Consider the following 22,808-nt stretch of genomic DNA (forward strand, 5'->3'; position numbering starts at 1 on the left):
TTTTGCCGGGACCCAATCTCCTGGAGCCGCCGGGCCAGCATGCTTTTGCCTCATTCGGCAAGGACTTCGGCCAGCGCTTCATTGTAACCGTCGACACCGAAGAGGAGTTCGACTGGTCGGCTCCGCTCGACCGCGAGAAGCACAGCGTCGTCACCGTACCTGCGCTGCGCAAGTTCCAGCAGTTCTGCGAAGGCTTCGGGGTCGTCCCCTCGTACCTGATCGACTGGCCGGTCGCCTGTTCCTCCTTCGCGCCGGAAGCGATCGGCGATGCCGTGACGCGCGGCACCGCTGAGGTCGGTGTACAGTTGCACCCCTGGGTCAACCCGCCGTTCGTAGAGGAAGTGAACGAGTTCAACAGCTTCGCGGGCAACCTGCCCTTCGAACTGGAGCGCGAGAAACTTCACACCCTCCGCGACCGGATCGAGAGCGCTTTCGGCGTTCCCCCGCAGATCTACCGCGCCGGCCGCTACGGCCTGGGCCCGCGCACGGCCGAGATCCTGCGCGAATGCGGCATCGCTATCGACACGTCGGTGCGCGCGCACTGGGATTACAGCTCTGCCGGCGGCCCCAACTACCGCGAACATCCGCTGCGCCCCTACTGGACCGATGCCGAACAGAGCCTGCTCGAACTACCGCTGACCACGGTCTACTGGGGGCCGCTGCGGCAGGTCGGCAACGTGATCTACCCGCACCTTTGGCGTGCGCCGCAGGTACGCGGCGTACTCGCCCGTGCGGGGCTGCTCGAACGCATTCCGCTGACGCCCGAAGGCATTACTACAGAAGAAGCCCTGCGTGGCGTAGACATCGCCATCGATGAAGGCCTGCCCGTGCTGGTGTTCTCGTTCCACAGCCCCTCGCTGGCGCCGGGCCACACACCCTATGTACGCAACGAGGCAGACCTCGACGCGCTCTACGACTGGTGGCGCGCCCTGTTCACTCACCTGGAGCGGCGCGGCGTGAAGCCGACCAGCGTGGCCGACATCATGGCCTCGGTGAAACCGGGCTGAAGCCTGGGGTCGGCCTCAGGCCATCGCCAGGATCATGTTGCGCACCTGCGGGTAGATCTCGCGCTCCCACTTGGAGCCGGAGAACACGCCGTAATGGCCTACGCCCGGCTGCAGGTGGTGCCGCTTCAGATGCGGGCGCAGGCTGGTGCACAGGAGATGCGCCGCCGCCGTCTGCCCCACCGCGCAGATATCGTCGCGCTCCCCCTCGACGGTGAGGAGCGCAGTCTTGCGGATCGCCGAGCAATCCACTTTGCGCCCCCGATGCGTCAGCTCACCTTTCGCGAGGAGTGCCTTCTGGAACACCTTGTCGATCGTCTCGAGATAGAATTCGGAAGTCAGGTCGAGCACGGCCAGATACTCGTCATAGAAGTGCTCGATCTTGTCGACCTCGGCCTGTTCGAGGTTTGCGATGTGCTGGTACAGCTTGCGGAACTGGGCATAGTGACGGCCTGAATTCATCGACATGAAAGCGGAAAGCTGGATGAATCCGGGGTACACCTTGCGCCCCCCACCCTTGTAGCGCCACGGCACGGTGTGGATGAGGTTCTTCTCAAACCATTCGAACGTCTGCGCATTCGCAAGATCGTTCACCACCGTAGGCGATTCGCGCACGTCCACCGGACCGCCCAGCAGCGACATGGTGCGCGGCTGGCAGGGGTCGTCGTCCTGCGCCATCAGCGCCACGGCGGCGAGCACCGGGACACAGGGCTGGCACACCGCCAGCACATGCGCGCCGCGCTTCTCCGCCGGGTCGCCCAGTTCCTGCAGGAAGCGGATCACATAGTCGATGTAGTCGTCCAGCCCGAAGTCCCCGGCGGACAGCGGCACGTCGCGCGCATTCTTCCAGTCGGTAATGTAGACGTCATGGTCGCGCAGCAGCGTTTCCACCGTACCGCGCAGCAGCGTGGCGAAATGGCCCGACAGCGGGGCCACGACCAGAACCTTGGGCTGGGGCACGCTGACTTCGGGCTTGGCGAAATGAAGCATGTCGCCGAACGGCAGTGAAAGCGCTACTTCCTCGACCACCGGGGTCATGATGTTGCCCGACAGGACCTCGCCTATCGCGTAAGGCGGACGAGCATGGGTGACCGCCGATTTCTCGAACGTCTCGGCCAGCGCAAAAAGACGCCGCGCGAAGGGCATTTTCTCGGCCCCGCCCAGGAACTTGTCTCGAAGGCTGGTTGCAGTGCGCGCGGCGAACCGGGCCGGTGCCAGTGTGTCGCAATATGCCTGATAGGCCTGATAGAGCATATGCAACATTCCCCGCGATCCCGCTGCAACCCTCGCGATTCGAACAGGCGGCTGCAATCGGTTCTGGATTCATGCTGCGCTGCATCATAGGTTGATGCAAGCGAAAGTGCCCCCGCATAAAAGCCAGGAGTGAGGTCCATGACACAAGCCAGCGAAATCCGCGCTACGCTGACGATCTCCAGCAAGACTTATTCCGCGTGGTCGCTGCGCGGCTGGCTGCTGTGCCGCCTTGCCGGACTGGACGTTGAGGAAAAACCTGTCGCCAACGATGCCGCCAACCGCGCCGAACTCCTGCTGCTTTCGCCCTCGGTACTGGTTCCGCGGCTCAACTGCAGGGGCGCCAGCGTATGGGACACGCTGGCCATCGCCGAATTCCTCAACGAACAGTTTCCCGATGCCGGCATGTTCCCCGCAGATCCGATCACGCGGGCGCACTGCCGCTCTATCTCGGGCGAGATTCATTCGGGCTTCACCAACTTGCGCTCGGCCCTGCCGATGAACCTCAAGGTGCGGCACGAGAAATTCCCGGTCTTCTCCGGCGCGCGCCCCGATATCGAGCGAATCGAGGCGATCTGGATCGATTGTCTTCAGACTTTCGGCGGCCCGTTCCTGTTCGGCGCGGAGCCTACCGTCGCCGATGCCATGTACGCGCCGGTGACGACGCGATTCGTGACCTATGCAGTCTCCCTGCCCCCGGAATGCTCCGCCTATTGCCGCACGATCGCCGAATGGGCCCCGATGCGCGAATGGGTGGAAGCTGCAAAAGCCGAGCCGGAGGAAATGGAGGAACTCGACGTGGAGTTCTGATTTACCTATGGGCTAAGCATCGAGGAGGCGATGAGACCTCCCATTGCTTAAACCATGGATACGAATTCGCTGTGATACTGCAAATTTTCAACTGCCTTCTCAATCGCCACAAGCCCCGGAAGGGTAGCGATAAATGGAACGGCAGCATGTATGTCAGGATGTGCAAAGGTTGTGGCCGGGACATCGTGCGGCAACCTAATGGCAGTCGCTGGGTCCAAAAAACCGGCTAAGACCGCCTTACGAGCGGGACGGGCAGCTACAAGCCTGCAGCCTTTCCGAACAGGCCCGCTCAACCTTCCCCACCGCCGAATGAAACTATTTTCGCGACCTAGGCCCATCTTCATGCCGCGTTCTGACATTTGTCAGCACCGCATCCATAGGGATGCATGGTATGAAAAAGCGGGAGAAATTGGTCGGGGAGACAGGATTCGAACCTGCGACATCTTGCTCCCAAAGCAAGCGCGCTACCGGGCTGCGCCACTCCCCGACCGGGGTATCGATGAACCTTCACCCGCCAAGGCTCAGGTGACTGGCATTGGTGGGCCCGGCAGGATTCGAACCCGCGACCTAGCCGTTATGAGCGGCCAGCTCTAACCGCTGAGCTACAGGCCCGCCGTGCCGTTACCGGCCCATCGAGGAAGCCGGTCCGATGCCCGTTAGCTTGCGATGCGCGATCAGGCAAGCGGCCTTCTGGTAACTTTGCGCATTTGTCTGTGGGTGCAGGAGCAGCCGATGCCGCTCCTGCACCGCCGGATCAGTAGCCGGCCTTGGCCAGCCAGGCGTCGACCTCGCCCATGCGGGTTTCCTGTACCTTGATCCGATCCTCGATTTTGGCGACCGCCTCATCGACCGGACGGCGCGCGCCGGCCGGCAGGTGAGCCTGCGCGTAAGCCTTCAGCTTTTCGACCATCGCCGGATCGGCACTACCCTGCGCCAGCTTGGCGACGTAGCGGGTCGCGCCCGAGCTATCTACACGCGCCATAACCGCGTCGTAGTTGGCCGACACGAAGTCGAACGCCTTGTCAGGGTTGTCTCCCGCGACCGACGTGATGATCACCGGGCTGGTGGTCACGCTCGGCTCATCGGTCAACGAAAGCGCCAGCGCCTTGTCGGCCAGCGCCGGATCGCGCGCCATGCCAAGCTGGGAATAGAGCGTGGTCTTGACCTGCGCCGAAGTCTCCGCCTTCGCCAGTTCGTGCAGCGCATCCCAGGTCTGGGCATCGGCATTCTTCGCCACCACGGACAGAATAGCCACGCGCAGCGAGGGATCGATGGCGCTGTCGTCGGTCTTCGACGCTACGAAGCGGCGGCGCGCTTCGGCCAGCACGCCGGGCTCGCCCAGTTCGCCCAGCACCTCGATCAGGGCGGCGCGCAAGTCGCCCTCGGTCACCGGCTCGTTCGCGCGCGGGGTCCAGCCCAGACGCTGCATCACCGGAAGCAGGCGCGCGGAGGCGAAGCGCGACAGCGCGGCTTCACGCTTTGCGTTGCCGCGAGCATAGTCAGCAAGACCCGCGATCACCCTGGCGGCGCGCTCCATTACCTGCGGCGAGGCGTCTGCGGGCAGGCCCTTCACCACGTCGAGCATGTTCGCCATCGGCTGGTTACCGGCATAGCCCAGTGCCGCCGCATCGTTGAGGATGCCCAACTGGTCGACCGGCTGCACCTTGGCGATCGACTTGGCCAGAACCGCGAAGGTCTTTGCGTCGTAGAGCACGCGGTAATAGCCCGACTGCCCGGCATTCACGACCACCGGGCCGCAGCCGGCAACCGTGAGCGCACCCTTGCCCTGCAGCAGTGTCTCGGCAGCCGCGCCGTCAAGCCCTGCTGCGCGCACCGGCACGCGCCATTTCAGCGGCTGCTTGTCGGCGCGGTCACGGGTGAACTCGCCCTGCTCCAGGCTCAGGCTGGTCTGCCCGGCGGCGCACGATGCAGAGACCTTCACCAACGGGATACCCGGCTGCAATGTGAAGTCATGAGCGATCAGCGCGATGGGCTTGCCCGAGGCCTTCTCCATCTCGGCCCACAGGTCATCGGTGACCGTGTTCGAATTCCTGTAGCGCTTCATGTAGGCCTGAACGCCCGTGCGCCACTGATCGGAACCGGCATAGGCCTCCAGCATGCGGATCACCGCCTCGCCCTTGGAGTAGGTGATCGAATCGAAGGCCTGGCTGGCTTCCTCCACCGTCTTGATCGGGGTGATGATCGGGTGCGTGGTGACATAGCCATCCTGCGCCATCGCCAGTTCGCGCGATCCCACGCCGGTCAGTTCCGGGTTCCATTCGGGATGGAACTGCGCGGTCGCACGGCTTTCCATCCACGAGGCGAAGCCCTCGTTCAGCCACAGGTCGTCCCACCAGGACATCGTGACAAGATCGCCGAACCACTGGTGCGCCATTTCGTGCGCCACCACCGTGAAGATCCGCTCGCGCAGGGAATTCGACGCAATCTTGGGATCGAGCAGCATCGCATTCTCGAAGTAGAAGATACCGCCCCAGTTCTCCATTGCACTGAAGAACTGGCTGCGACCCGGCGCCGCGATATTGTCCATCTTGGGCAGCGGATAGGGCACCCCGAAATAATCGTTCATCCACGGCAGCAGCGCCGCCGACTGCTCCAGCGCGTAGTCCGCCTCGGCCAGGTCGCCGCGCTTGGTCAGCACGCCCACTTCGGTGCCGGCCGCCTGCACGGTCTTGCGCTCGAAATCGCCGAGACCGAGAAACAGCAGGTACGTCGACATCTTCGGGCTGGTGCCGAAAGTGACCAGCGTAAGGCCCTCGCCCGCGCTCTTGCGGCTTTCGACAGGCAGGTTGCCGACGGCCATCTCGCCCTCGGGCACAACCGCCTTGAGACTGAAGGTCGCCTTGTAGAACGGCTCGTCCCACGAAGGCATGAAGCGGCGCGCGTCCGAGTTCTCGAACTGGGTGAACAGAGCGCGCTTCGCGCTGCCGTCCGCCGCCTTGTAGTCGAGTGCGAAGAGGCCGTAGGCCTGCGTGTTGATCTTGCCTGCGTAGTCGATCGACAGGACGTAGCTGCCCGGCGCGATGGCCTTGGCAAAAGTGAAGGTAGCGGTCTGCGCGGCCGCGTCGATTGCGACGGCCGGCACGCCCATGCGCTTGCCGGCAGCTGTCGAAAGCGCGGCTTTGGCGATGGAGAGATCGGCGGCCTGGAGCGTGATCGTGCGGGTTTCCTCCAGCACGTCGACGGTGATCGCGGCCTTGCCGGCGAAAGTCAGCGCCTTGGCATCGGGAGTGACGGTAACGTCGTAATGGCTGGGCCGAACATTGCGGGGAAGCTGCGTGGTCACCGTCTCGGCGGTGGCCCCCTTCGAGGTTGATGCCTGGGCAAGAGCTGGTAACGGCATGGCGACACCTGCAAGAAGCGCCAGCACGGCGCAGCGAACATTGATTTTCATGGGCGACTCGTTTTCTTGGGGGATTGGCCTAGCTAACGCGTGATCTCCCGTGCGCAACAAATTTACCCTCCTGCGCAACTTTGCATGCAGGTCTTTGTTCCCGCACGGCGGCCGTTTTTGCCCCCCTGCACTTGCATTCCTATCAGAATCCGGTAAGGGCCCGCCTTCCCCGCAGTCACGAGACCGCCGGGAACCCAAACGAAAGCCGGAGGGGCCCCGCAATCCCGCGGACAAGCCAGCGATCGGTTAGACAGAGAAAAGGAAGTTGCCGTGGCTCTATATGAGCACGTGTTCCTGGCACGCCAGGACCTCAGCCAGGCGCAGGTCGATGCACTTGCCGCCGCCGCCACCGAGATCGTCGAGTCGAACCAGGGCAAGGTCACCAAGACCGAGACCTGGGGCCTCAAGAATCTCGCCTACAAGATCAAGCGCAACCGCAAGGCTCACTTCGTGATGCTGAACATCGAAGCAAACGGCGCCACCGTCGCCGAGCTCGAGCGTCAGACCTCCATCAACGAAGACGTCATCCGCTACGTGACCATCCGCGTCGACGAGCAGGAAGAAGGCCCGTCGGTCATGATGCGCAAGAGCGACCGCGAGCGTACTCGCCGCCGCGAACGCGAAGGGAACTGACACCATGGCACGTGCATTTTTCCGCCGCCGCAAGTCCTGCCCGTTCTCGGGCAAGAACGCGCCGAAGATCGACTACAAGGACGTACGTCTGCTGCAGGGCTTCATGTCCGAGCGTGGCAAGATCGTCCCCAGCCGCATCACGGCGGTTTCCGCCAAGAAGCAGCGTGAGCTGAGCCAGGCGATCAAGCGCGCCCGGCACATCGGCCTCCTGCCCTTCATCGTTAAGTAAGGAGGGACTGACCCATGGACATCATCCTCCTGGAACGCGTCGAGAAGCTCGGCGCCATCGGCGACGTCGTCTCCGTTAAGGACGGTTACGCACGCAACTACCTTCTTCCCAACAAGAAGGCCCTGCGCGCCAACGAACGCAACAAGAAGGTCTTCGAGGCCAACCGCGCCAAGATCGAGTCCGACAACGCCGACCGCCGCGCGGCTGCTCAGGCCGATTCGGGCAACGTCGACGGCAAGCAGATCATCCTGATCCGCGCCTCGTCGAACTCGGGCCAGCTCTACGGTTCGGTTTCGGTGCGTGACATCGTCGACGGCCTGAAGGCTGACGGCGCGAACGTCGCCAAGCACATGATCGTGCTGGAACGCCCGATCAAGACCCTCGGCGTCTTCGACGTCAAGGTCAGCCTGCACCCTGAAGTTGCCGTCAACATCAAGGTCAACGTCGCCCGCTCGGCCGACGAAGCCGAGCTGCAGACGCAGGGCGTGGACGTGATGGCCGCGATGTTCGAACAGGACGTCTCGGGCTTCACCGAAGCCTACGATCCGAACGCCGAACCCGGCGAAATCGCGATCGAGGAAGAAGCCGAAGAGGGCGAAGCTCAGGCCTGAGCTTTCCCTTCGGCTTTTGCCTGAGGAATAAAAAGCCCTCGCTCCCTCGTGGAGCGGGGGCTTTTCCTTTGCGCCAAAGGACAGCATCGATGATCGCCACCATTACCAGCACCGACTACCGCGCCGATGCAGGCTTGCGCGCCGCCATGCTGGCGCTCAACAACGCCCATGCCGTAGAGCTTTCCTTCGCTGACGAAGCCCGCATCGGCATGCTGGTGGAAGAAGCGTTCCTGGCCGCTCGGGTCGGCATGATCGACGCCATGATCCTCGCCTTCGCGCCGGGCGCCGCATACGACAGCGACAACTACCGCTGGTTCGACGCCCGCTACGCCAGCTTCGTCTACATCGACCGCGTCGTCACCGCGCCCGAGGCGCGTGGGCGCGGCCTTGCCCGCCGGCTCTACGCCCACCTCTTCGCAGCAGCCCGCGCCGCCGGGCACGAGCGCATCGTATGCGAGGTCAATTCCGACCCGCCCAACCCCGCTTCCGAAGCCTTCCACCGCTCGCTGGGCTTTGCGCCGCTGGGCGAGGCGCTGCTCGGCAACGGCAAGACGGTAACCTATCTGGCGTTATCGCTTTAGGCGCGCCGCAGGCCCAATCCGTCACATCCCTGCCCCGGACGCCCCCTATTGCGCCAAAACGAAGATTGCGTAATAGATGGCCATGCAGATGATGAACGAAACCATCGCGGAATTGGTCCGCGTCTACGAAGCCGCTGTATCCACTCTCAAGGCCGATATTACCGCCTTTGTCGAGCACGGCACCCTCCCCCCCGCCGACCGCCGCGAGAAGCGCCTCTGGACCTATCCCGAGCTGCGCATAACCTATCGCGGCACAGAACGCGCCGCCAGCGCCTCGCGCGCCTTCGGCCGCCTGGAAGTACCCGGCACCTACGCCACCACGGTCACCCGCCCACACCTCTTCGCCGATTATCTCTCCGACCAGCTCGGGCGGATCGAGGCCGAATACGAGGTGGAATTCACGGTCACCGCATCGGCACAGGAAATCCCCTTCCCCTACGTGCTCGAAGGCGTCCCCGTCGGCGCCGTGACGCCGCAGGAACTGGCGACCCACTTCCCCAGCACCGACCTCGCCATGATCGGCGACGAGATCGCCGACGGTATCCACATCTTCGCCGAAGACGAACCACAGCCCCTCGCCCTGTTCGATGGCCTGCGCACAGACTTCAGCCTCGCACGACTGGCGCATTACACCGGCACCAGCCCTGAACACTGCCAGCGATTCATCCTATTCACCAACTACCACCGCTACGTCGATGAGTTCGTGGACTGGGCAGGCAAACAGGTCGGCTCGAACGGCTACGTCGCGCTTTCGGGCGCCGGCGGTCTCTACATCGATGCCCCGGTGGACAACGCCCGCGCGCGCCTCTCCGACACCGCATGGCGCCGCCACCAGATGCCAGCCTACCACCTCGTTCGCGAGGACCGCTCGGGCGTCACTCTGGTCAACATCGGCGTCGGCCCTTCCAACGCCAAGACCATCACCGACCACCTTGCAGTCCTGCGTCCCGAGGCATGGCTGATGATCGGTCACTGCGGCGGACTGCGCGAAAGCCAGCGCATCGGCGACTATGTCCTTGCCCATGCCTACCTTCGTGACGACCATGTCCTCGACCCGGTCCTGCCGCCGGAAATCCCGCTCCCCGCCATTGCCGAAGTACAGATGGCACTGGCGCAGGCAGCGGAAATGGTCAGCGGCGGCGGCATGAACCTCAAGAAGCGGATGCGCACCGGCACCATCGTCACCACCGACGACCGCAACTGGGAACTGCGTTACACCGATTCCGCCAAGCGCTTCTCGCTGAGCCGCGCCATCGGCATAGACATGGAAAGCGCCACGATCAGCGCCCAGGGCTACCGCTTCCGCGTACCCTACGGCACTCTGCTCTGCGTCTCCGACAAGCCGCTCCACGGCGAGTTGAAGCTACCCGGCCAAGCCAACCGTTTCTACGAGGAGGCCATCGCGAGCCACCTCAAGATCGGACTGATCACCTGCGATCTCCTGCGCGAACAGGGCGACCGCCTGCACTCGCGCAAGCTGCGGGCATTCAACGAGCCGCCGTTCCGGTAAGGGATTAAAGGGGGAGGGAAGACCTGGGGCCATCGCCCCAGACCCCGGGAATGTCGAGGTCCTGCGTGCAGCTTCGTTGCGCGCCCACTTATCGCCGGTAGACATATAGCCTGCGGCAGCAAGGAGCGGGCAAGATCGCTGCACGCCCGACGCTGATATTAAAGGGGTCTGGGGCGATGGCCCCAGGTCTTCCTCTCCCGCCTCCTGCAACATTCTGAAATCGTCAGCCAAAACGTCGCCGATAGGCATGGCGACCATGCACCAGTTCACCACTTCCAAGACGCGCATCAACCGCCTGATCGCATCGGCTTTCCGGGTTCATCTCGTCAGCGACGTTCCCGAGCGAATGGCCCGGTCGCGCATTCCCTACCGTCCTAATGCCCGGCGCCGCAATCGCATCGCCGCCGTTCGCGCCAGCGGGATGCTCTTCATTCATGTTCCCAAGAACGCCGGCACTTCGGTGTCCGAACAGCTTTACGGGCAGCAGATCAAGCACGAGACGGTGCGGTATTACGCCATGGTCGCGCCTGACGTACTCGACCTGCCCAGCTTCGCCATCGTGCGCGACCCGATCGCGCGATTCCTTTCAGCCTTTGCCTATGCCAGCAACGGCGGCACCCGCGACCGCCGCGTAGCCCGGCCCTTCAACGCGAGGTATCAGGCATTCGAGGGCATCGACGACGCCATCGACCATCTCGCCTGCGCGCGCAGCCCGTTCGACATCGACCACATCTTCCGCCCGCAAAGCTGGTATCTCACCGACTCCGAGGGCGCCTGCCGCATCGACCGGCTGGTTCCCTACGAAGCACTGCACCAGCTTGGCCAGATCGTGGGACTGGCGGGGCTGGACGACCTGCCCCGCCTCAACGGCCGCAGCACCGCTGCGCCGCCGCCGCTCAGTCCGAGCCAGGAAGCCTTCGTGAAAGACTTCTACGCTGCGGACTTCGCGTTCTGGCGAAATGCCTGTCTGACTACCAGCCGGATTTCTCGCCCTTGTTCTGCTCGTCGAGCCACTTCTTGAGCGGTGCGAAGTATTCCAGCATCGGCTTGGCGCTCATCTGCGGCGAGCCGGTGAATACCTTCAGCGCCTCGGGCCAGGGCTTGGACTGGCCCATTGCCAGCATCGTGTTCAGCTTCGCGCCGACCTGCTTGTTGCCGTAGAAGCTGCAGCGGTGCAGCGGGCCTTTCCAGCCGGCCTGCTTGCACGCAGCCTGATAGAACTGGAACTGCAGGATACGGGCGAGGAAATAGCGCGTGTAGGGCGTGTTGCCGGGGATATGGTACTTGGCGCCGGCATCGAAGGCATCGTCGGGCCGCGCCGAGGGCGGAGTGATGCCCTGATATTCAAGGCGCATTTTCGTCCACGCCTTGTTGTAATCGGCGGGCTTGATGGTGCCGTCGAAAATACCCCAGCGATAACGGTCGAGCAGCAGGCCGAAAGGCAGGAACGCCACCTTGTCCATCGCCTGCCGCAGCAGCAGTCCGGTGTCCTTGTCGGCGCTGGGCACGCGTGATTTGTCGAGCAGGCCGATCTGCACGAGGTATTGCGGGGTGATCGAAAGCGCCACGAAATCGCCGATCGCCTCATGAAAACCGTCGTTGGCGCCATTGAGGTAGAGGAACGGCTGCTTGTTATAGGCGCGCTGATAGTAGTTGTGGCCCAGTTCGTGGTGGATCGTGGTGAAATCTTCCGCATTCACCTTGGTGCACATCTTGATGCGGATATCGTCCTTGTTGTCGATATCCCAGGCCGAGGCATGGCAGATCACCTCGCGGTCGGCCGGCTTCACGATCATCGAACGGGTCCAGAACGTACCGGGCAGCGGATCGAAGCCTAGCGACGAGTAGAACCCCTCGCCCGCTTTCACCATATCCACCGGCGTCTTCTTCTGCGCTTTCAGCAGATCGCCCACGTCATAGCCCAGATCACCCGCCCCGGCCGGCGCGACGAGAGGGTAGATGCTACCCCATTCCTGCGCCCACATGTTGCCCAACAGGTCCGCGCGGATCGGGCCGGTGCGCGGCTGCACGGCATCGCCGTACTTCTCGTTCAGTTTGCGGCGCACGTAAGTATGCAGCGCGAGGTAGAGCGGCTTCGTCTCCTCCCACAGACGCTGCGTCTCGGCGGCGAACTGCTCGGGCGTCATGTCGTAGCCCGATCGCCACATCGCACCGACGTCGGCGTAACCAAGTTCCTTGGCGCCCTCGTTGGCGATGCCGACCATCTTGACGTAGTCGCCTTTCATCGGCTTGCCGACGTTGTCATGCCAGGTGGTCCACATCTCGGCCAGTTCGGCAGGCGTGCGTTCGACGTTGCCCATCTGCTCTTCGATGTCGGAGCCGTTGATCGGCTTGCCATCCAGCGTGCCCTTGCCCTTGCCGTAAGTGGAGGTCATGCGCGTGGTGATCTCGCTGAGCTGCGCGGCTGCGCCCTGCGTGGTCGGCGCGGGCAGGACGATGCCCTGCCGCAGGATGCCCAGTTTGCGCGACACGTCGGCATCCAGCCCGGAAACCTTCGCGAACTTCGCCGCCTCGACTGCGTACTTAACCTGTTTTTCAGTCAGGTCACCGTTCGACTTGGCGGCCAGCGCGTCGGTGTCCTCGGTGATGTTAGTGTAGTTGACCCAGTTGGTGCGATTGTTGTCGAGCGAGAAGTCGAACAGATTCTTCTCCGCATCGGCGACGAATTTGGCCGCGCCCTCGGCGGTCATCGGATAGGCGGACGCTTCTTCTGCCGCCCCCTGAGCAAGCGCCGGCACGGCGGCAAACGACAGGCTGGCGGCAAGCGCTGCCAGCGCGGTGGAAGCGAACTCCATGGGGGGAACCTCTCTGAGCCTTTGAATGGCCCGGAGACTAGCCTGCAATGGCCGCAGATCAACAGCGCCCAGCGGATTTCCACTGGCGTAACCGAGGTTGCATACCCCCTGCTTCGTCAGCCGCCCCAAACGCGCGATCCCGCCGGCTCAGGACAGGCGGAGCGCGGGGCGGCGCCGAAACCTCAGGCCAGGAACTCCGCGATCGCGCGGCCCATGTCCTTGAAAGTCACAGACGACATGTGGTTGCCCGGCGTTTCCGCATAAGTCCCATGCGGCAGCGCTGCGGCCAGTTCCTGTGCCGAACCGTTGTCGTGATCCTCCGCGCCGCACACGCATAGCGTCGGCATGGTCACCTGAGTGATGGCATCGGCCGAAGTATCGTCCACGGAACCGAGCAGCAGCCGCGCGGCGACGCGGTCGATCTTCATCGACTTCATGAAGGCCTGCGCGACAAAAGCCTTGTCGCCGCGTTCGATGGTGCCGAAGCGGTCGATGGCGTCCACGAAATGCGCAGAGCGTCGCGCCCAGCCCGACAGTCCGGTCAAGCCCATCCCGCCCAGCACCAGCTTGCGCGGCGCAAGGCCGGCCAGAACGCCGCGGACTGCCGTGCGCGAGCCCAGCGAGAAACCACCGAGATCATAGTCATGCACGCCCAGCGCGGTGACCACGGCCTGCAGGTCCTGCACCAGCACGTCAGCGGGATAGGCAGCCGGGTCGTGCGGCCCATCGCTCTGCCCATGGGCGCGCAGGTCCGGCATGAAGACCTCGAACCCGGCGTCGGCGAGTATCCGGGCATTGCCGAACTTGATCCAGTTCACCTCGGCGCTGGAGAACAGCCCGTGGAGCAGCAGCAGCGGCCGCCCGCCTGTGTCCCCCAGCGAATGAACCGCCAGCTTCGCGCCGCCGAAACCTTCGACGAACTCGGTCTTCACATCAGTCACTGGCAAACTCGCTCAAAATCAGGGTGGTCAATCGGGCAGGTCCAGCCCTGCGGCCTGCCATCGTTCCACCACGTTGGCATTTTCCGCGCTGGCGGTGCCCGGCAAGTGCCGCACGTCCGCCCAGGCGGTCAACATGCTTTCGGTCGCGTAGTTCTGGCTAGGGCGAAAAGGAGAAGGATCGTCGAAACTGCCCACCGTCAGATCCAGGTTGCCGCCGTCAAGAAACGCGAAACCCAGGGGCGTGCCGCAATGCGAGCAGAACGGGCGATGCGCGATTGGCGACGACTGGTACCAGTCCGGCTCGGTGTGCCATGTCACTTTGTCATGTGGCGTATTTGCGAAGGCGATGGATACGCCGCCGGTCGCCTTGCGGCACATCTTGCAGTGGCACAGGTAAGCCTTTTCCGGCTCCACCTGTGCAGTATAACGGATGCGGCCACATTGGCAGCCGCCCGTCATGCTCTGGATCACGCCTGCGCTTCCGCCGGGATCGGCCGGAGGTCTCCCAGAATGTGCTGCATAAATTCGGCCTTGCCGAGGGGCGCCCCCTTCATCCGCAGGACCGCATAAGCGATGCTGAGGTGGAAGTAGAGGTTGGGCAGTATCCAGTCGTCGAGATAGCGCCGCGCCGTCAGGTCTACGTAAACACCCATCTGCGCGATCGTGATGCGCTTTTCGGCCGGCGCCACAATTCCATCGGCGGCGGCGGCAGTGACCTGGGCAAGCGTATCGGAAAGCACTGCGCGCGCCGCGCTCCATCCGGTGGTCGGGCTAACCACGTTAGGTTGCTCCGCGCTGTGGCACCAGTCCAGGAACTGCTGCGCCTGTGTGCAGACAGCAGAGACCTGCCACGCCAGTGGGTGCATATCCTCTGCCAGGCGCGCGGCGGCCAGCTCGTCGAGGCTCTCCCCGCCGGGCGCGCTTTCGGCCTTGTCAAGAATGCCCGACAGCGTCGTGAGGCGGCTGGCGAGCAATTCCAGCGCCTTCTTCGTTTCAACTGCGTCCACGCAAACCTCCCATGAATGCTGAGAGGCTTAGGTGCGCGCACCGGGCCGGCTTTTCAACCGGCCCGGCGGCGAAAACTCAGCCCTTCTTGAGGTGACGGCGGCCCAGCAGTTCCGCGATCTGCACCGCGTTGAGCGCCGCACCCTTACGCAGGTTGTCCGAAACACACCACAGCGCCAGCCCGTTCTCGACGGTGGAATCCTCGCGCACGCGGCTGATGTAGGTGGCACCGTCGCCCACGGCCTCTACCGGGGTGACGTATCCGCCGTCCTCGCGCTTGTCGACGAGCATGATGCCCGGCGCCTCACGCAGGATGTCCTGCGCTTCGGTGGCGGAAATCTCTTCCTCGAACTCGATGTTGAGCGATTCGGAGTGGCCGACGAAGACCGGCACGCGCACGCAGGTTGCCTGCACCTTGATCTTGGGATCGAGGATCTTCTTGGTCTCGACCACCATCTTCCACTCCTCCTTGGTGGAGCCGTCATCCAGGAAGACGTCGATGTGCGGGATCACGTTGAAAGCGATCTGCTTGGTGAACTTGCGCGGCTCGACCGAGTCGCCCACGAAGATCGCGCGGCTCTGCTCGAACAGTTCGTCCATGCCGTCCTTGCCCGCGCCGGAAACCGACTGGTAGGTCGAGACGACGACGCGCTTGATTTTCGCTTTGTCGTGCAGCGGCTTGAGCGCCACGACCATCTGCGCGGTGGAGCAGTTGGGGTTGGCGATGATATTGCGGGCCTTGTAGCCGGCGATCGCATCGGGGTTCACCTCGGGCACGACGAGCGGCACGTCTGGGTCCATGCGGTAGAGCGACGAATTGTCGATCACCACGCAGCCCTGCGACGCAGCCTTCGGTGCATAGACCTTGGTGGCCTCGGAGCCGGCGGCAAACAGCGCCATGTCCCACCCGGTGAAATCGAAATGCTCAAGGTTCTTGACCTTCAGCATGCGGCCGGTGTCGCCATACTCGATCTCAGACCCGGTCGAACGTGACGATGCCAGCACGGCGATCTCGTCGGCGGGAAATTCGCGCTCGGCCAGGATGTTGACGATTTCGCGCCCGACATTCCCCGTCGCGCCGACGACGACAACCCGGTAACCCATGGCAATATCCTTCCAGCAGCGCACGAATGGCGCCTGTATGAAGGCGGCGGGTTACAGCCAGACTACGCGCAGGGCAAGCGCCGCCCCGGCATCGGCCACTCGTTCAGGCCGGTGCGAGCGTGCCCATGGACGGTTCGGCAGGACGACGTGCGAATGGCTGGCGCTTGCCATAGGCCAGCGAACGCCAAACCCATTCCAGCGGCCCGCTGACGAAGAAACGCATCCAGACATTGGCGAACACCAACATGAACACATTGATCACGGTAGCCGCAAGGGCAAGCTGGGCCCAGCCGAACCTGTCCCACAGGTTCAGTCCCCAAGGCGCGAAAATGAACCAGAGTGTCACCACGCTGGTCAGCACGTAAATCGAGAACGCCATCCGCCCCACCGCCTTGAACGGCGCCAGCAAAGAACGGCCCGCGCCCGTCTTCATCGCCAGGTTGAACAGCGCAACATGACCCAGCGTCACCGCGAGGCGCGCGAACTCATCGGTGATCCAGCCGGGCTTGGGCGCCAGGTCGAAGGCGAATATCTCCGCTACGCCCCACGCGCGCAGACCGCAGCCGAGGCCATAGGCAGCGACCGCAGTCACCGCGTAGAAGCGTACCGAGCGCTCCCCCTGGATTACACCCCACTTCCACAGCGCCATGCCGATGAACATCGCGCAGACCGCCTCCAGCACAGTGAAGAAAGTGCCGTTGCCGTCGCCGAAAATCTTGTTCCACACGCCCCAGTTGTTTTTGAGAAAAGCCCAGGGGCCCGCGACATGCGCCTTGCGCTCGGCATCGATCATGGCCTGCGCCTTCTTGCTCGGCGGCTTGGAAAGATCATGAGCCTCCCGCTTTTCCTGCCAGTCGGCTAGGATCTTCTTGTCCGCGCCGTTCAGCTTCGCGCCCTGCGTCTGCCTTGCCTCCAGAGACTCGACTTTATGGATCATCTCGATCCGCTTGCTGTACTCGCTCGCGCCGCTGACGGCCACGAAGGCGGCGAAGCCCATGCCCATCGCCAGCAGCACCTTGGCCGGCGCCTTGCGGAAGGGAAACAGGAACAACGCGGAAAGCCCGTAGGCGAGCAGGATGTCGCCAATCCAGGCGACCAGAAAAATGTCGATCAGGCCGAAAGCGACCAGCAGAAGGTTGCGGCGATAATAGAGGTCCGCCACCGCAACCGGGTCGTCGGGGCGCATGGCCTTGGCCGTGAACACCATCACCCCGGCGCCGAACAGGAACTCGAACAGACCGCGCTGGGTGCCGTTCCAGAACACCTCGATCGTCGTCCAGGTGGCCCTGTCTGCCGCTGACCAGGACAGGCGGCGGATGTCGTCCATCCATGCCGCCGGGTTCGTCGCCATGAAGGGGATGTTCATGTAGAGAATGCCCAGGATCGCGATCCCGCGCATCACATCGAGAACATCGATCCGCGCCCGCCCGCGAACCGGATCAAGTTGCACCGCTTTGCCCGCCATCTACTGCCCCCGCAAGTCGCTGCCCGCAGATTACTTCACACCGCGAAAATCGTCAATTTACGTAAATTTGCCAATCAATGGAAAATAGCGTTCAAAATAAATCATCTGAAAAATAACGCCGCCGTTTTTATTCCTATTATTCAATAAAATACTATCCGACCGCATTCGCCACCCCGAACTTCTTTTGGAGGTGATCGCCCGACAGCGCCGCAGCTTGGTTTATCACCCGCAAACGCAGCTTCGTTTCCAGTCTCGCCAAGTCACGTATCGGATGCCGCCTGAAACGGACCGCCCGCGAGGATCGCTTCGATCACAGCACCGCAGCGGCCCCAACGACAAAGGGCGCCGGATTACCCGGCGCCCTTCCTCAATTTCCTAACTGCCCGACAGTGCCTCAGTGCGCAGTGGCACTCGTCGATGCAGCGTGCGGCGCCGGTGCGGCGGCCAGTTCATCAGCCTCGGTCCATTCAATCGCGGTGAGCGGTTCGGTGAGGGCCTTGGCCAGCACTTCATCGACATGAGATACGGGGATGATCTCCAACCCCTCCTTCACGTTGTCGGGGATTTCAGCGAGATCCTTGCGGTTTTCCTCGGGGATCAGCACCGTGGTGATGCCCCCGCGAAGCGCCGCAAGCAGCTTTTCCTTCAGACCACCTATTGGCAGCACCCGGCCGCGCAGAGTAACTTCACCGGTCATGGCGACGTCCTTGCGCACCGGAACTCCGGTCAAGGTCGAGACGATCGAGGTGACCATGCCGACGCCTGCCGAAGGACCATCCTTAGGCACAGCACCTTCGGGAAGGTGAATATGGATGTCCTTCTTCTGGATAACCGAAGGCTTGATACCATAGGCAGGCGAGCGCGCTTTCACGAAGCTGAAGGCGGCTTGGATCGATTCGCTCATCACGTCGCCCAGTTTGCCCGTCGCCTTGATCTGGCCCTTGCCGGGCACCGTCACGCTCTCGATCGTGAGCAGTTCGCCGCCCACTTCGGTCCACGCGAGGCCCGTCACAGCACCGACCTGATGCTCTTCCTCGCCCATGCCGTGGCGGTATTTCTGGACCCCGGCAAAATCGTGAAGGTTTTCGGCGGTGATGACGATTTGGGTAGCTTTGCCTTCGAGGATCTGGCGCAGCGACTTGCGCGCCAGCCGGGCGATTTCACGCTCCAGCGTACGCACGCCCGCCTCGCGGGTATAATACCGGATCAGATCGCGCAGGCCGTCCTGGGTCAGCGTGAACTCACCCTTCTTCAGGCCATGCGCCTCAACCTGCTTTTCGATCAGATGACGCTCGGCGATCTCGACCTTCTCGTCCTCGGTGTAACCCTCGAGACGGATGATCTCCATACGATCGAGCAGCGGCTGCGGCAGGTTCAGGCTGTTCGCGGTGCACACGAACATCACGTCCGACAGGTCGATGTCGAGTTCCAGATAGTGATCCTGGAACTTCGCGTTCTGTTCGGGGTCGAGCACTTCGAGCAGCGCGGACGCCGGATCGCCGCGGAAATCCTGGCCCAGCTTGTCTATCTCATCGAGCAGGAACAGCGGGTTGGACTTGCCGGCCTTGCGCAAGTTGGTGACAATCTTGCCCGGCAGCGAGCCGATATACGTGCGGCGATGACCACGAATCTCGGCCTCGTCACGCACGCCGCCCAGCGACTGGCGGATGAATTCGCGGCCCGTGGCCTTGGCGATCGATTTGCCCAGCGAGGTCTTGCCCACGCCCGGCGGGCCTACGAGACACAGGATCGGCCCCTTCAGCTTGTTGGTGCGCGCCTGCACCGCAAGATACTCGATGATGCGGTCCTTGACCTTGTCGAGCGCGTAGTGATCGGCGTCGAGAATGTCCTGCGCGGTGGAAATATCGCGCTTGAGCTTACTCTTCTTACCCCAGGGCAGGCCGAGCAGGACATCAAGGTAGTTGCGGATGACGGTCGCCTCGGCGCTCATCGGCTGCATCGAGCGCAGCTTTTTCAGCTCGCCGATGGCCTTTTCCTTAGCTTCCCGCGACAGGCGCGTCTTTTCGATGCGCTCGGCCAGTTCCTGAAGCTCGTTCGCCTCATCGCCTTCACCGCCGCCCAGCTCGGACTGGATCGCCTTGAGCTGTTCGTTGAGGTAATACTCGCGCTGGGTCTTTTCCATCTGGCGCTTCACGCGGCCACGAATCTTGCGTTCCACCTGAAGGACGCCGAGTTCGCCTTCCATGAAGGAATAGACCATCTCAAGACGCTTGAGCGGATCGGGCTCAGACAGCACGGCCTGCTTGTCGGACACCTTGGCGGAAAGCTGCGCGGCGACAGTGTCGGCCAGCTTGGCCGCATCCTCGATATCGCCCAGCTGTTCACCGGCGTCCTGGCTCAGTTTCTTGTTGAGCTTGGCATATTCGCCGAACTGGTCGACGACAGTGCGCATCATCGCTTCGGTTTCGGTGCCATCAGCCTCGACCGGGTCGATCATCTCGACTCCGGCAACGAGCATCTCGCCCTCTTCGGTCTGCTCAGTTCGCAGCGATTCGAGGCGGGCGCGGTCCTGACCTTCGACCAGCACGCGCACGGTGCCGTCGGGCAGCTTCAGCAGTTGCAGGACGCTGGCGACCACGCCGGTGTCGTAAAGGTCGTCCCGGTCGGGATCATCGCAGCCGGGATCCAGCTGTGCGAGAAGGAAAATATCCTTGTTTCCGGCCATTGCCGCCTCAAGCGCGGCCACGGATTTCTCACGGCCGACGAAAAGAGGCACGACCATGCCCGGGAAGACGACGATGTCACGCAGAGGCAGAAGCGGAAGCAGGTTCAAGGCAATATCCATTCATCACGCGCGCGGGCTTACCTGTCGGCGCACCCCGGCTCTTGCTCAGGATATGGGGTGTTTACACCACCATGCAATCTTTTGTGGGTTAAAGACTGTGCAAAGCCCCGCCCTGCCCCTTCTTGATACACGCAGAGTCAAACCGGAATATCTAGGGGTCGTCCGTCACGGACGGGTCCCGGGGCAGTTGGCGCCGCCCTCAAGCTAGCACCAGCTCTTCGGCAAGCCCGGGGCAAGCGAGGTGGAAAAACCGCCCCCCGCTCTGCCCCGTTTTCACCCGAAAACCGCTCAGGTCGAGCCTGTCAGAAACCCGCAGCGCGGGGCTCGAAACCTTAGAACGGCATCTTGAAGCCCGGCGGCAGGCCCATGCCCGACTGCGCCTTGGCAAGTTCCTCGTTCGCGACCGAGTCCGCCTTGACGCGCGCGTCGTTGTAGGCAGCCGCGATCAGGTCTTCGAGCATGCCCTTTTCGCTGGGCTGCATCAGGCTGTCGTCGATCGCCACGCCGATCACACGACCCTTGGCCGAGCAGCGAATCTTGACGAGACCGCCGCCGGAAAGCCCTTCGACTTCCATCTGGTCGAGCTTGCCCTGGGCCTCGTTCATCTGCTTCTGGATGGTCTCGGCGGCCTGCTGGGCGGCCTGGATCATCTCTTCCATCGACTTCATTTCAGCGTCTCCAATTGCGCCCGCCGCCGCCGATGGCGGCTGGACGGTCGTCTTCAATCAATTCGGCGCCCGGAAAGGCCGCCATGGTCGCCTCGACCAGCGGCGAAGCGCGCAGGGCCTCGGCATCCGCGCCCTGCTTCACTTCGGCGATTTCCACCAGCGTGGGTGCTGCTCCATCCGCGTCGGCATCATCGACACGCTCGACCTGCCAACGCTCGCCCGTGGCGCCTTGCAGACCGCCGCGCAGGATGGAAGCGATATCCTCCTTGAACGCGGGCGGCTGGGTGTAGCGCAGCAGCCCCAGCGTCAATTCGACCACGCGCACCTGCATGCGCATGGTGTTGGCCGTAGACAGTTCGCCGATATGCTCCACTTCGTCCACCAGCGCTTCCCAGCGCGGCACGATCGCTGCCGGGGGAGGCGTACCCGGCGCAGGCGCCTCGCCCTCAATCGCAGGCGCGGCGGCGGGAGCGCGCGCGGCGATCTCCTCCAGTTTGCGCACCAGCGCGCCGGGATCAGGCATGTCGGAGGCGTGCATGATCCGCAGCAGAGCCATCTGCGCCGCCACCAGCGGATCAGGCGCGGACTTCACTTCGTCATGGCCCTTGAGCAGCAGTTGCCAGAGGCGGTGGAGTTGACCCGCGCGGAGCCCCTTGGCCCAGCCCTCGATCGCCTCACGCTCCTCGGTCGAGTGGGCATCGGAGGCATTGCCTGCGACTTGTGCCAAAGCGATGCGGTGGATGAGGTCCATCAGCCCGCGCATCATCGCAATCGGCTCTACGCCAAGCGAGAACTGGCGCGCGACGATGTCGAGGAGCTCAGGCCCCCTGCCTTCGAGGATCGCAGCGACGAGCCCGCGCTGCACGCTCTTGTCCGAAAGGCCGAGCATGTCGCGTACCTTCTCGGCGCTGACCTGACCTTCACCGTCGAGGTCGGCATGCGCGATCGCCTGGTCGAGAATCGACAGGCCATCGCGTACCGAACCCTCGGCAGCGGCGGCGACCATCGCGAGCGCTTCCTCCTCCGCCTCGACGCCTTCCTGCTTGCAGACATAGGCGAAGTGCCCCGCCAGCATGGGCGCGGGAATACGGCGAAGGTCGAAACGCTGGCAGCGCGACAGCACCGTGACCGGCAGCTTGTCGACTTCGGTGGTGGCGAAAAGGAACTTCACATGCGCCGGGGGTTCCTCAAGAGTCTTCAGCAAGGCATTGAAAGCATTGCGAGACAGCATGTGGACTTCGTCGATGATGTAGATCTTGTAGCGCGCCGAGACGGCCGAATAGCGCACCGCCTCGATGATCTCGCGCACATCGTCGACGCCGGTGTGGCTGGCGGCGTCCATCTCGATCACGTCGATGTGGCGGCCTTCGGCGATGGCCACGCAAGGCTCGCACTTACCGCAAGGGTCGATCGTCGGGCCGCCCTGCCCGTCGGCGCCGATGCAGTTGAGGGCCTTGGCGATGAGGCGCGCGGTCGACGTCTTGCCGACCCCGCGCACGCCGGTCATCAGGAAAGCGTGGGCGAGCCGGTCCCGCTTGATGGCGTTGGCGAGGGTCTGGACCATCGCCTCCTGCCCGATCAGTTCGGCAAAAGTCTGCGGACGGTATTTGCGCGCCAGCACCCGGTAGGGCTGCGCGGCGGCGGGCTGCGCAGGCGCTGCGGGCGCGGCAACCGGCGCAGGCTTGGCGGTTTCTTGGGCAGGCGCCGCAGGTTCGGCGAACATTGCAGACTGCCCTGCCGCTTCCAGTTCGGCAGCTGTGGGCGCTATTTCTGCTTCGGGGGCCGGCTCGACGTCAGGCTCGGGCTCGTCGAACATCGACTGCTGCCCGGCGGCCTCCAGTTCGGCGGCACCGGGTTCGTCCTGGTTCTCGTTGTCGTCGTCCCAGGGGGGCGTATCGCCGAACATGTCGCGTGAATCGTCCATCGCCGCGCAAACTAGGGGCTGGGCCAGCGAATGTCAGG

At 63.5% G+C, this 22,808-nt stretch carries 19 protein-coding genes and 2 tRNA genes; 8 read left to right on the forward strand and 13 right to left on the reverse strand.

Annotation, left to right across the window (positions count from 1 at the left end):
- Positions 1 to 2: 2 nt before the first annotated feature.
- A complete protein-coding gene (locus GVL61_RS02150; RefSeq protein ID WP_159976452.1) occupies positions 3 to 1,007 on the forward strand; it encodes a polysaccharide deacetylase family protein in 1,005 nt (334 codons plus the stop codon).
- A gap of 15 nt (positions 1,008 to 1,022) precedes the next feature.
- Here the strand turns inward: GVL61_RS02150 and GVL61_RS02155 are convergent, their stop codons facing one another.
- Positions 1,023 to 2,258, reverse strand: coding sequence for a polyhydroxyalkanoate depolymerase (locus GVL61_RS02155; RefSeq protein ID WP_159976651.1), 1,236 nt, complete (start codon positions 2,256 to 2,258; stop codon positions 1,023 to 1,025).
- 138 nt (positions 2,259 to 2,396) lie between these two features.
- Between GVL61_RS02155 and GVL61_RS02160 the strand changes: the two genes are divergently transcribed.
- Positions 2,397 to 3,065 (forward strand): glutathione S-transferase, encoded by a 669-nt coding sequence (locus tag GVL61_RS02160; RefSeq protein ID WP_159976455.1) that lies wholly within the window; start codon positions 2,397 to 2,399, stop codon positions 3,063 to 3,065.
- A gap of 410 nt (positions 3,066 to 3,475) precedes the next feature.
- On the opposite strand, the gene GVL61_RS02165 is transcribed toward GVL61_RS02160, so the two are convergent.
- The 3 genes from GVL61_RS02165 to GVL61_RS02175 form a co-directional block, all read right to left on the reverse strand.
- A tRNA-Pro gene (locus GVL61_RS02165) sits at positions 3,476 to 3,552 on the reverse strand.
- 49 nt (positions 3,553 to 3,601) lie between these two features.
- Positions 3,602 to 3,677, reverse strand: a tRNA-Ile gene (locus GVL61_RS02170).
- 142 nt (positions 3,678 to 3,819) lie between these two features.
- Positions 3,820 to 6,477, reverse strand: coding sequence for a M1 family metallopeptidase (locus GVL61_RS02175; RefSeq protein ID WP_159976458.1), 2,658 nt, complete (start codon positions 6,475 to 6,477; stop codon positions 3,820 to 3,822).
- Positions 6,478 to 6,747: 270 nt separating this feature from the next.
- On the opposite strand from GVL61_RS02175, the gene rpsF reads away from it, so the two are divergent.
- From rpsF to GVL61_RS02205, 6 genes are all read left to right on the forward strand, one after another.
- The gene (gene rpsF / locus GVL61_RS02180) at positions 6,748 to 7,110 is read left to right on the forward strand and encodes a 30S ribosomal protein S6 (protein WP_159976461.1); all 363 of its coding nucleotides are present in this window, start codon (positions 6,748 to 6,750) and stop codon (positions 7,108 to 7,110) included.
- A gap of 4 nt (positions 7,111 to 7,114) precedes the next feature.
- The gene (gene rpsR, locus GVL61_RS02185; protein ID WP_039284546.1) at positions 7,115 to 7,339 is read left to right on the forward strand and encodes a 30S ribosomal protein S18; all 225 of its coding nucleotides are present in this window, start codon (positions 7,115 to 7,117) and stop codon (positions 7,337 to 7,339) included.
- A gap of 14 nt (positions 7,340 to 7,353) precedes the next feature.
- Positions 7,354 to 7,950: a 50S ribosomal protein L9 gene (gene rplI, locus GVL61_RS02190; RefSeq protein WP_159976464.1), complete on the forward strand. Its 597-nt coding sequence runs from the start codon at positions 7,354 to 7,356 to the stop codon at positions 7,948 to 7,950.
- 89 nt (positions 7,951 to 8,039) lie between these two features.
- Complete coding sequence (locus GVL61_RS02195) at positions 8,040 to 8,531, forward strand: GNAT family N-acetyltransferase (protein ID WP_159976467.1); 492 nt, start codon at positions 8,040 to 8,042, stop codon at positions 8,529 to 8,531.
- Positions 8,532 to 8,613: 82 nt separating this feature from the next.
- Positions 8,614 to 10,041: an AMP nucleosidase gene (locus GVL61_RS02200; RefSeq protein WP_159976653.1), complete on the forward strand. Its 1,428-nt coding sequence runs from the start codon at positions 8,614 to 8,616 to the stop codon at positions 10,039 to 10,041.
- Between the two features lie 256 nt (positions 10,042 to 10,297).
- On the forward strand, positions 10,298 to 11,062 hold the full coding sequence (locus GVL61_RS02205; RefSeq protein ID WP_235037498.1) for a sulfotransferase family 2 domain-containing protein: 765 nt from the start codon (positions 10,298 to 10,300) through the stop codon (positions 11,060 to 11,062).
- On the opposite strand, the gene GVL61_RS02210 is transcribed toward GVL61_RS02205, so the two are convergent.
- The 9 genes from GVL61_RS02210 to GVL61_RS02250 all read right to left on the reverse strand — a co-directional run bounded on the left by GVL61_RS02210 (position 11,013) and on the right by GVL61_RS02250 (position 22,770).
- A complete protein-coding gene (locus GVL61_RS02210; protein WP_159976473.1) occupies positions 11,013 to 12,857 on the reverse strand; it encodes a M2 family metallopeptidase in 1,845 nt (614 codons plus the stop codon). The genes GVL61_RS02205 and GVL61_RS02210 overlap by 50 nt on opposite strands.
- A gap of 182 nt (positions 12,858 to 13,039) precedes the next feature.
- Positions 13,040 to 13,798, reverse strand: coding sequence for an alpha/beta fold hydrolase (locus GVL61_RS02215; RefSeq protein ID WP_159976476.1), 759 nt, complete (start codon positions 13,796 to 13,798; stop codon positions 13,040 to 13,042).
- Between the two features lie 27 nt (positions 13,799 to 13,825).
- Positions 13,826 to 14,269 (reverse strand): GFA family protein, encoded by a 444-nt coding sequence (locus GVL61_RS02220; RefSeq protein ID WP_159976479.1) that lies wholly within the window; start codon positions 14,267 to 14,269, stop codon positions 13,826 to 13,828.
- Positions 14,266 to 14,805, reverse strand: coding sequence for a DUF1993 domain-containing protein (locus GVL61_RS02225; RefSeq protein WP_159976482.1), 540 nt, complete (start codon positions 14,803 to 14,805; stop codon positions 14,266 to 14,268). The genes GVL61_RS02220 and GVL61_RS02225 overlap by 4 nt, the downstream gene beginning before the upstream one ends.
- Before the next feature lie 76 nt (positions 14,806 to 14,881).
- A complete protein-coding gene (locus GVL61_RS02230; RefSeq protein ID WP_159976485.1) occupies positions 14,882 to 15,907 on the reverse strand; it encodes an aspartate-semialdehyde dehydrogenase in 1,026 nt (341 codons plus the stop codon).
- A 103-nt stretch (positions 15,908 to 16,010) separates the two neighbouring features.
- Positions 16,011 to 17,372 carry a DUF418 domain-containing protein gene (locus GVL61_RS02235; RefSeq protein WP_159976488.1) on the reverse strand — a complete coding sequence of 454 codons (1,362 nt, stop codon included), beginning with the start codon at positions 17,370 to 17,372 and terminating at the stop codon, positions 16,011 to 16,013.
- Between the two features lie 394 nt (positions 17,373 to 17,766).
- The gene (gene lon, locus GVL61_RS02240; protein ID WP_159976491.1) at positions 17,767 to 20,178 is read right to left on the reverse strand and encodes an endopeptidase La; all 2,412 of its coding nucleotides are present in this window, start codon (positions 20,176 to 20,178) and stop codon (positions 17,767 to 17,769) included.
- A 332-nt stretch (positions 20,179 to 20,510) separates the two neighbouring features.
- Positions 20,511 to 20,846 carry a YbaB/EbfC family nucleoid-associated protein gene (locus GVL61_RS02245; protein ID WP_159976494.1) on the reverse strand — a complete coding sequence of 112 codons (336 nt, stop codon included), beginning with the start codon at positions 20,844 to 20,846 and terminating at the stop codon, positions 20,511 to 20,513.
- 1 nt (position 20,847) lies between these two features.
- Complete coding sequence (locus tag GVL61_RS02250; protein WP_200844793.1) at positions 20,848 to 22,770, reverse strand: DNA polymerase III subunit gamma/tau; 1,923 nt, start codon at positions 22,768 to 22,770, stop codon at positions 20,848 to 20,850.
- Positions 22,771 to 22,808 lie beyond the last annotated feature (38 nt).

The sequence above is a fragment of the Novosphingobium sp. 18050 genome (assembly GCF_902706195.1).
Taxonomy (GTDB): domain Bacteria; phylum Pseudomonadota; class Alphaproteobacteria; order Sphingomonadales; family Sphingomonadaceae; genus Novosphingobium.

What these genes read in the sequence shown, in the direction of transcription:
- GVL61_RS02205 (WP_235037498.1), top strand. Translation starts at nt 10,298, where the DNA reads ATGCACCAGTTCACCACTTCCAAGACGCGCATCAACCGCCTGATCGCA.
- lon (WP_159976491.1), bottom strand. Translation starts at nt 20,178, where the DNA reads ATGGATATTGCCTTGAACCTGCTTCCGCTTCTGCCTCTGCGTGACATC.
- GVL61_RS02200 (WP_159976653.1), top strand. Translation starts at nt 8,614, where the DNA reads ATGCAGATGATGAACGAAACCATCGCGGAATTGGTCCGCGTCTACGAA.
- GVL61_RS02250 (WP_200844793.1), bottom strand. Translation starts at nt 22,770, where the DNA reads ATGGACGATTCACGCGACATGTTCGGCGATACGCCCCCCTGGGACGAC.
- GVL61_RS02210 (WP_159976473.1), bottom strand. Translation starts at nt 12,857, where the DNA reads ATGGAGTTCGCTTCCACCGCGCTGGCAGCGCTTGCCGCCAGCCTGTCG.
- GVL61_RS02245 (WP_159976494.1), bottom strand. Translation starts at nt 20,846, where the DNA reads ATGAAGTCGATGGAAGAGATGATCCAGGCCGCCCAGCAGGCCGCCGAG.
- GVL61_RS02160 (WP_159976455.1), top strand. Translation starts at nt 2,397, where the DNA reads ATGACACAAGCCAGCGAAATCCGCGCTACGCTGACGATCTCCAGCAAG.
- GVL61_RS02155 (WP_159976651.1), bottom strand. Translation starts at nt 2,258, where the DNA reads ATGCTCTATCAGGCCTATCAGGCATATTGCGACACACTGGCACCGGCC.
- GVL61_RS02230 (WP_159976485.1), bottom strand. Translation starts at nt 15,907, where the DNA reads ATGGGTTACCGGGTTGTCGTCGTCGGCGCGACGGGGAATGTCGGGCGC.
- GVL61_RS02235 (WP_159976488.1), bottom strand. Translation starts at nt 17,372, where the DNA reads ATGGCGGGCAAAGCGGTGCAACTTGATCCGGTTCGCGGGCGGGCGCGG.
- GVL61_RS02175 (WP_159976458.1), bottom strand. Translation starts at nt 6,477, where the DNA reads ATGAAAATCAATGTTCGCTGCGCCGTGCTGGCGCTTCTTGCAGGTGTC.
- rplI (WP_159976464.1), top strand. Translation starts at nt 7,354, where the DNA reads ATGGACATCATCCTCCTGGAACGCGTCGAGAAGCTCGGCGCCATCGGC.
- GVL61_RS02195 (WP_159976467.1), top strand. Translation starts at nt 8,040, where the DNA reads ATGATCGCCACCATTACCAGCACCGACTACCGCGCCGATGCAGGCTTG.
- rpsR (WP_039284546.1), top strand. Translation starts at nt 7,115, where the DNA reads ATGGCACGTGCATTTTTCCGCCGCCGCAAGTCCTGCCCGTTCTCGGGC.